This is a genomic window from Streptomyces sp. NPDC059092 (assembly GCF_042756365.1).
GTDB lineage: Bacteria > Actinomycetota > Actinomycetes > Streptomycetales > Streptomycetaceae > Streptomyces.
Genome location: NZ_JBHZEJ010000051.1, coordinates 53,103 through 60,781, shown reverse-complemented (window position 1 = coordinate 60,781; position 7,679 = coordinate 53,103). Strand labels below are relative to the sequence as shown.

At 72.7% G+C, this 7,679-nt stretch carries 5 protein-coding genes; 3 read left to right on the top strand and 2 right to left on the bottom strand.

Features of this window, described 5'->3' with window-relative positions; all coding sequences use genetic code 11:
* Both ACFXPL_RS25955 and ACFXPL_RS25950 read right to left on the bottom strand, forming a co-directional pair.
* On the bottom strand, window positions 1-1,478 hold a 1,478-nt coding region (locus ACFXPL_RS25955; RefSeq protein WP_384923990.1), incomplete at its 3' end, for a M28 family metallopeptidase.
* 156 nt (window positions 1,479-1,634) lie between these two features.
* Window positions 1,635-2,231: an HhH-GPD-type base excision DNA repair protein gene (locus ACFXPL_RS25950; protein WP_384923986.1), complete on the bottom strand. Its 597-nt coding sequence runs from the start codon at window positions 2,229-2,231 to the stop codon at window positions 1,635-1,637.
* A gap of 192 nt (window positions 2,232-2,423) precedes the next feature.
* Here ACFXPL_RS25950 and ACFXPL_RS25945 point away from each other — a divergent pair, with 192 nt between their 5' ends.
* The 3 genes from ACFXPL_RS25945 to ACFXPL_RS25935 all read left to right on the top strand — a co-directional run bounded on the left by ACFXPL_RS25945 (window position 2,424) and on the right by ACFXPL_RS25935 (window position 7,677).
* Window positions 2,424-4,775 carry a germacradienol/geosmin synthase gene (locus tag ACFXPL_RS25945; protein ID WP_384923984.1) on the top strand — a complete coding sequence of 784 codons (2,352 nt, stop codon included), beginning with the start codon at window positions 2,424-2,426 and terminating at the stop codon, window positions 4,773-4,775.
* Window positions 4,776-4,850: 75 nt separating this feature from the next.
* Window positions 4,851-6,257: a beta-ketoacyl-ACP synthase 3 gene (locus tag ACFXPL_RS25940; protein WP_384923982.1), complete on the top strand. Its 1,407-nt coding sequence runs from the start codon at window positions 4,851-4,853 to the stop codon at window positions 6,255-6,257.
* Complete coding sequence (locus ACFXPL_RS25935) at window positions 6,241-7,677, top strand: beta-ketoacyl-[acyl-carrier-protein] synthase family protein (protein ID WP_384923980.1); 1,437 nt, start codon at window positions 6,241-6,243, stop codon at window positions 7,675-7,677. The genes ACFXPL_RS25940 and ACFXPL_RS25935 overlap by 17 nt, the downstream gene beginning before the upstream one ends.
* Window positions 7,678-7,679: the final 2 nt, after the last annotated feature.

Here is a 7,679-nt window from a genome sequence, read left to right as displayed (position 1 = left end):
GCCGGCCGATACGGCTGAGAGACCGGCTTCTTCAGCGAGCTGAGGTCGTGGGCGTACGTGCCCACGGCGTGCGCGATCACGTCGACGTTGATGTCGAGGGCCCGCATGCTGATGTTGGAGAGGTCGTCGCAGGCCGCGTGGTAGCACGCGTCGTACGCCACGCCCGCCTCACCTCCGTACCGTTTCGCCTGCTCCGGCGACTTGATGCCCTCCGCGCCCGTGAACGTGCCGCCCGAGGCGATGCCCGCGTCCATGAAGGGGCCGTAGTCGGAGCGCCCGTCGAAGTCCGTTCCCTCGTGCGGAACGTTTCTGCTGTCGAGGAAGCCGGTGATGCCCTTCTCGATCTGCGCCGAGCCCTCGGGGCCGGGGCCCGCGCCCGCGCCGTCCGAGTCGTCGCCGTCGTAGACGAACTGGGCGTAGTTCGGCGTGGCGATCATGTCGAAGTTCAGGTAGAGCGAGATGTCCGCGCGCTGCCGGTCGGTGAGCTCACCCACGTACGACTCGGCGCCCAGCAGCCCCAGTTCCTCCGCCGACCACCACGCGAAGCGCACCTTGTTCGCCGGCTGGCCGTGCGTCCTGGCGAGCTTGAGCGCGACCTCCAGCAGCCCCGCCGAGCCGGAGCCGTTGTCGTTGATGCCGGGGCCCTCGGTGACCGAGTCGAGGTGGGCGCCGAGCATCACCGTACGGTCGGACCTGCCGCCCCTGGTCTCGGCGATCACGTTGCGGGTGGTGCGCTTCTCCTGGAGCTGGCGCACGTCCAGCGAGACCGTCACGGGACCGGCCGCCACCTCGGCGGCCAGTGCCTCGCCCGCCTCCCGGGTGACGCCCCCGGTGGGGATCACGCCGGCCTCCGGGCCGCCGAGCGTGCCGTTGAGGGGGCCCTCGGTGTTGTTGTAGATGACCGCGGCGACCGCCCCGGCGGCGCCCGCCTCCCGCTGCTTGTCGGCGAAGGCGCAGCCGCCGCGCTGGATGAGCGCGATCCTGCCCGTGTAGTCGGCGGACGCGTAGTCGCCCGGCTCGCACCCCGTCGTCGCGTCGAGCGGTACGGCGGCCAACTCGGCCTCCACACCGCCCTCCGGGGTGGACTTCGTGTACGACATGGCGGCGATCGTGACATCGCGCCGCGTCGGCGCGGTGACCGTCAGCTTCTCGGCGAGGGTCTCGATGTACGTGATGTCGAAGGTGTCGTACGAGACCTTGTAGCCGGCCTTCTTGAGCTGGCCGTACACATAGGCGGCCGAGGCGTCGTGACCGGCCGTGCCCGCCGCGCGGTTGCCGTTCGACTCCTCCGCGATCTGCTGGAACTTCTCCAGATGCCGGTACGCGCCCTCGGCGGAGGCCGAACGCACCAGCTCCTTCGAGAGTGCGGCGGCGTTCCGCGCGGCCTCTTTCGCCGGGTCGTGCGCTCGCGCGGCGGCGGGGGAGGCGGCGGAGAGCAGAAGCGGGGCGGTGAGCGCGGTGGCGGCCGCGACGGCCAGGATTCTGCGGGACGTTGCGATCACAAGGGTCCTTCCGGTGCGAACGAATGTGAGCGAATGCCGGAGAAAAGTAGCGAGCGCCGCGTCATCCGGGAACAGGCGGCGCCCAGTTCGTTCGCGGAACGTTCCGGTCGGCCCGGCCGTCCCGCGCGGGGATCAGTGCTTCCCGGCGGAGTGGGCGGACTTGGCCGCGCGCTTCGCCTCCTGCTTGAACGCCCTCACTTTCGTGAGTGACTGCGGCCCGGTGATGTCTGCGGCCGAGCGGTACGCGCCCTCGTCGCCGTACGCGCCCGCCGCGGCGCGCCAGCCTTCCGGCCGTACCCCGAACTGCTTCCCCAGCAGCGCCAGGAAGATCTGCGCCTTCTGCTTCCCGAAGCCGGGCAGCTCGTTCAGCCGCTCCCGTACCTCGGCGCCGGTGGCGATGTCCCGCCAGACCGCCGTGGGGTCACCGTCGTACCGCTCGACCAGGTACTGGCAGAGCTGCTGGACGCGCCGGGCCATCGACCCCGGGTAGCGGTGCACGGCGGGTTTGCCGGAGAGCAGGGCGGCGAAGGCGTCGGGGTCGTACGCGGCGATCGCGTGCGCGTCGAGGTCGTCGCCGCCCATGCGGGTGGCGATGGTGTACGGGCCGGAGAACGCCCACTCCATCGGCACCTGCTGGTCCAGCAACATGCCGACCAGGGCGGCCAGGGGGCTGCGGCCGAGCAGTTCGTCGGCCTCGGGCTGCTGTGCGAGACGGATGGTGGGGCTCATGCGCCGATGATCACCCGGGGGCGGCGGGACACGCGGACAACACGCACTAATGGTGTGCTCATATGACTATTTTGTGGTCCGAATGGGCGAGCGGACGGCCGGGTAGATCGCGGTGCAGCGTAAACGGCTCCTGTTCCGTCATCGCTCCTGTTCCGTGTTCGTGTTCCGTGTTCCGCGAAAGGCCGCTCCCCCGTGACGCACCCCTTTGAACTGCCGGAGTTCTACCTGGCTTATCCGGCCCGGCTCAATCCCCACCTGGAGGAGGCCAGGGAGCACTCCAAGAGATGGGCCAGGGACATGGGCATGCTGGAGGGTTCGGGTGTCTGGGAGGAACACGACCTCGATTCCCATGACTACGCGCTGCTCTGCGCGTACACCCACCCCGACTGCGACGGACCGGAGTTGTCACTGGTCACCGACTGGTATGTGTGGGTCTTCTTCTTCGACGACCATTTCCTGGAGGTCTACAAACGGCCCCAGGACCGCGAGGGCGGCAAGGCGTATCTCGAACGGCTCGCGGCCTTCATGCCGATGGATCTGCGGGCCGGATTCCCCGAGCCGGCCAACCCCGTCGAGGCGGGGCTCGCCGACCTCTGGGCGCGCACGGTCCCGAGCATGTCCATGGCCTGGCGCGAGCGGTTCGCCGAGTCGACGGAGAATCTGCTCAACGAGTCCGACTGGGAACTGGCGAACATCAACGCGGAGCGCGTCGCGAACCCCGTCGAGTACATCGAGATGCGCCGCAAGGTGGGCGGGGCGCCCTGGTCGGCGGGGCTGATCGAGTACGCGGCGCACGCCGAAGTCCCCGCCGTCATCGCGGACTCCCGGCCGCTGCGGGTCCTGAAGGACTCGTTCTCCGACGCCGTGCACCTGCGCAACGACCTCTTCTCGTACGAGCGGGAGATCGAGGAGGAGGGCGAGCTGAGCAACGGTGTGCTCGTCCTGGAGACCTTCCTCGGCTGTACGACGCAGGAGGCGGCGGACGCGGTCAACGACCTGCTGACCTCCCGTGTCCAGCAGTTCGAGAACACGGCGCTGACCGAGCTGGGGCCGCTCTTCGCGGAGCGGGGGCTCGGCCCGCGGGAGTGCGCCGACACACTCGCGTACGTGAAGGGGCTCCAGGACTGGCAGTCGGGCGGCCACGAATGGCACCTGCGCTCCAGCCGGTACATGAACGGGACGGGCGAGGACGGGGCGGGCGGGAACGGGGGCTCCGCCGGCGCCTCCGGGGGCGCGGGGCTGCCGTTCTCCATGACGCCCGTCGGCCTCGGCACGACCGCCGCCGACATCGCGCGGGCCATGGGGCTGGGGACGATCACCCCCCGGAGCGCCGGCGTGGGCGCGGCGGCGCGGGCGCGCGGCCACAGCCATGTCCCCTTCCAGCACGTCGGCCCCTCCGTGCTGCCCGACTTCGAGATGCCGTACGCGCTCTCGCTCAGCCCGCACCTCGACCACGCGCGCGAGCATGTGGCCGAGTGGGCCCACCGGATGGGGATCCTGGAGGCGCAGCCGGGGATGCCGGGCTCCGGTGTCTGGGACGAGGAACGGCTGCGCAGAATCGATCTGCCGCTCTGCTCCGCCGGTATCCATCCGGACGCCACCCCGGAGGAGCTGGACCTGACGTCGGACTGGCTGGCGTGGGGGACGTACGGGGACGACTACTTCCCCGTCGTCTACGGCAGAGCGCGTGATCTCGCGGGCGCCAGGGCGTGCAACGCGCGGCTGTCCCTGTTCATGCCGGTCGACATGGGCCCGACGCCGCCGCCGGCCACCGGGCTGGAGCGCGGGCTGGCCGATCTGTGGGTCCGTACGGCGGGTCCCATGGAGGAGCCGGCGCGGCGCACGTTCCGCAAGGCGGTCGAGGACATGACGGCGTCCTGGCTGTGGGAGCTGGCCAACCAGGCGCAGAACCGTATCCCCGACCCGGTCGATTACATGGAGATGCGCCGCGCGACCTTCGGCTCGGACATGACGATGGCCCTGTCCCGGCTGGGCCACGGCCGGCGGGTGCCGCCGGAGCTCTACCGGGCGGGGCCGATGAAGTCCCTGGAGAACGCGGCGCAGGACTACGCGTGTCTGCTCAACGACGTCTTCTCGTACCAGAAGGAGATCGAGTTCGAGGGCGAGGTGCACAACGCCGTGCTCGTCGTGCAGAACTTCTTCAACTGCGACTACCCGACGGCGCTGTCCGTCGTGGATGACCTGATGAAGTCTCGGATGCGCCAGTTCCAGCATGTCGTCGCCCATGAACTGCCCGTCCTGTACGACGACTTCGCCCTGGACGACGAGGCCCGGCGGGTGCTCGGCGGCTATGTGGGGGAACTGGAGAACTGGCTCTCGGGAATCCTCAACTGGCACCACGGGTGCAAGCGTTACAAGGAGCACGAACTCCTGGAGGACCGGGCAGGTATCGCCCGCTGGGCGCCTCCGGTCCCGACCGGGATCGGTGTCTCGGCGGCACGCGTCCGGCTTCCGGGATGGTCGCCGACGGGCGGGTCCGCGCTTCCCGCGCCCGTTTCCGTTGTCCCCCAAATGGCCCAGTAACCCGTTTGCCCGGCAGGGAGTTTGACATCCGGTCGACGCGGTCGGCGACGATCGTGAACCGGATGGGGGCCTTGAGTGGCGAGCGGGCAGGTCCGGGGGGCCCGGGGTGCGCGGGCGGCGGTGCTGGAGGCCGTCGCAGGATGGGTCCCGGGCGAGCCGGTCCGTAACGAGGCACTGCCCGCCGCGTGGGGCGTGGACGACGCGTGGGTCCGTACGCGTACGGGCATCGCGGCCCGTCACCGCGCCGGGCCGGGAACGGCGACGGGGGACCTCGCGTACGAGGCGGCGCGGCTGCTGATCGGAGGCGGAGGCGGAGGCGGAGGCGGCTACGGAGGCGGGGGCGGCTACGGGGGCGGAGGCCGGGCCCCGGCGGGCTCCGGGGTCCGGCGCGGCTCCGGGGCGCACCAGGGCTACGGGGCGCGCGGCGGTCTCGCGGGCTCCGGTTTCCACGGGGGCCTGGGGGGCTCCGGGGTCCATGGGGGCCCTGGTGTCCAAGGGGGCTCCGGCGACTCCGGTGTTCATGGGGGTGCCGGGGTCCGTGGGGACCCCGGGGGCGGTTGTGAGCGGGCTGCGTGCGGCGTGGCGGCGGACCGGGCCGTGGACGGTGTCGACGCCGTGGACGCCGTCGTGCTGGCCACGGCCACCCCCGACCACCCCTGCCCCGCGTCGGCGCCCGAACTGGCGGCGCGGCTGGGGCTCGGCGCGGTGCCGGCGTTCGACCTGGGCGCGGTGTGCAGCGGCTTCGTCTACGGCCTCGCCGTCTGCCACGGCCTGGTGGTCTCGGGGCTCTACGACCGCGTACTGCTGGTGGGCGCGGACACGTACTCGACCTGGCTGGACCCCCGGGACCGCGCGGCGGGCGTGGTGTTCGGGGACGGCGCGGGGGCGGCGCTGATCGGCACGGGCAGAACCGGTTCCCCTGGCGAGTTGCTCGGGTTCGACCTGGGCAGCGACGGCTCGGGGCGAGAGCTGATCACCGTCGCCGGGGGCGGCTCGCGGGCCCGCGCCCAGCCCCGGTCCCCGGGCCAGGACCGGTCCGATCCGGCCGTCGGGAGCGACCCGTACTTCCGGATGCGCGGCCGGGCCGTCTACCAGCACGCGGTCGAGCGGATGACCGGCTCCTGCCGCACCCTGCTCAACACCGTGGGCTGGGACCCGGCCCAGGTGGACCACTTCGTACCGCACCAGGCCAACGCCCGCATCCTGCGGGCCGTCGCCGACCGGGTGGGGATCGGCGCGGACCGCTGCGTCACCCACCTCGACCGCGTCGGCAACACCGGCGCGGCATCCATCCCCCTGGCCCTGGCGGACGCGGCGGCGCGGGGGCGTTTCCGCGCGGGCGACCGCGTGCTGCTCACCGCTTTCGGCGGCGGCCTCACCTGGGGGACGGCGGCCCTGAGCTGGCCCGGAACCGTACGGGCCACGCCTCTCGACGGAAGGTACGCACCATGGGAAGGAACGCATCATGACGGGGATGGCTGAGCGGGCGGCGCGGGCCGGGGTGGCGGTGACCGGGCTCGGGGTGGTGACGCCGGCGGGCATCGGCGAGCCGGCCTTCTGGGCGGGGCTCTGCGCGGGACGGTCGGTCGCGCGGCGGCGGCCCGAACTGGCGGGCATGCCGGTCGACTTCGTGTGCGCGATCGGCGACCCGGGGGAGGCGGACACAGAGGTGACGGAGGAGGAGGCGGCGCGGGTGGCGGACGCCGCCGCGCCGTTCGCCCCGGCGTCCGGCACTCTGTACGGCCCGCACGGCTTGCCCGCCGCGACCGCCTCGTACGCCTCCACCGCCCCGCACGCCTCCACCGCCCCGACCGCCCCGCCCCGCCCGTCGTACAGCGTGCTGGACGTGGACACGGCGGTGGGCGGGCGCTCCGTGTGGCGCATGGCCCGGTTCGTGAAGCTGGCGCTGATCGCCGCGCGGCAGGCGGTCGCGGACGCCGGTCTCGACCCGGCCACCTGGGACGGCGGCCGGGTCGGGGTGGTCCTCGGCGTCGGCGTGGGCGGTGTCTCCGTACTCGCCGACAACGCGCTCAAGCTCCAGGCCCACGGGCCGCAGTCCGTCTCGCCGCTGCTGGTGCCGATGATGATCCCGAACGCGGCGGCCGGCGAGGTGGCCATCGCGCTCAAGGCCCGGGGGCCCAGCCTGGCCCCGGTGACCGCCTGCGCGTCCGGGGCGACCGCGCTCGTCGTCGCCCGCGACCTGCTGACCGGCGGGCAGTGCGACGTGGTGGTCGCGGGGGGCGCCGAGTCCGTACTGACCCCGCTGGTGGTGACGGCGTTCGCGCGGATGGGCGCCCTGTCGACGCGTACCGACGACCCGGCCGGGGCGTCGCGGCCGTTCGCCGCCGACCGCGACGGATTCGTCATCGGGGAGGGCGCCGGGATACTCGTCCTGGAGCGGGAGGCGGACGCCCGCGCCCGGGGCCGGGTGCCGCGCGCGCTGCTGACCGGCGCGGGGGCGAGCACGGACGCGCACCATCCGACGGCGCCCGCGCCGGACGGACGGATCGCGCAGGTGGCGGTGGAGACGGCGCTGCGGGAGGCGGGGTGGAGCGCGCGCGACGTCGAGCACGTCAACGCGCACGGCACCTCGACGCCGCTCAACGACGCCATGGAGGCGTCGCTGATCGAGCGCGTCTTCCCGCACGGGCCGCCGGTCACCGCGGCGAAGGGCGTGGTGGGGCACACGCTGGCGGCGGCGGGGGCGATCGAGGCGGTGGCGACCGTACTGACGCTGGAGCACGGCCTCATCCCGCCGATCGCCAACCTGGACGCCCCCGCCGTCGAGTTCGACCTCGACTGCGTGACGAAGCAGGCGCGCCGGCAGCGGGTGCGGAGCGCGGTCAGCCACAGCTTCGGCTTCGGCGGACACAACGTCGCGCTGGCGTTCGCGAGAGTCTGACG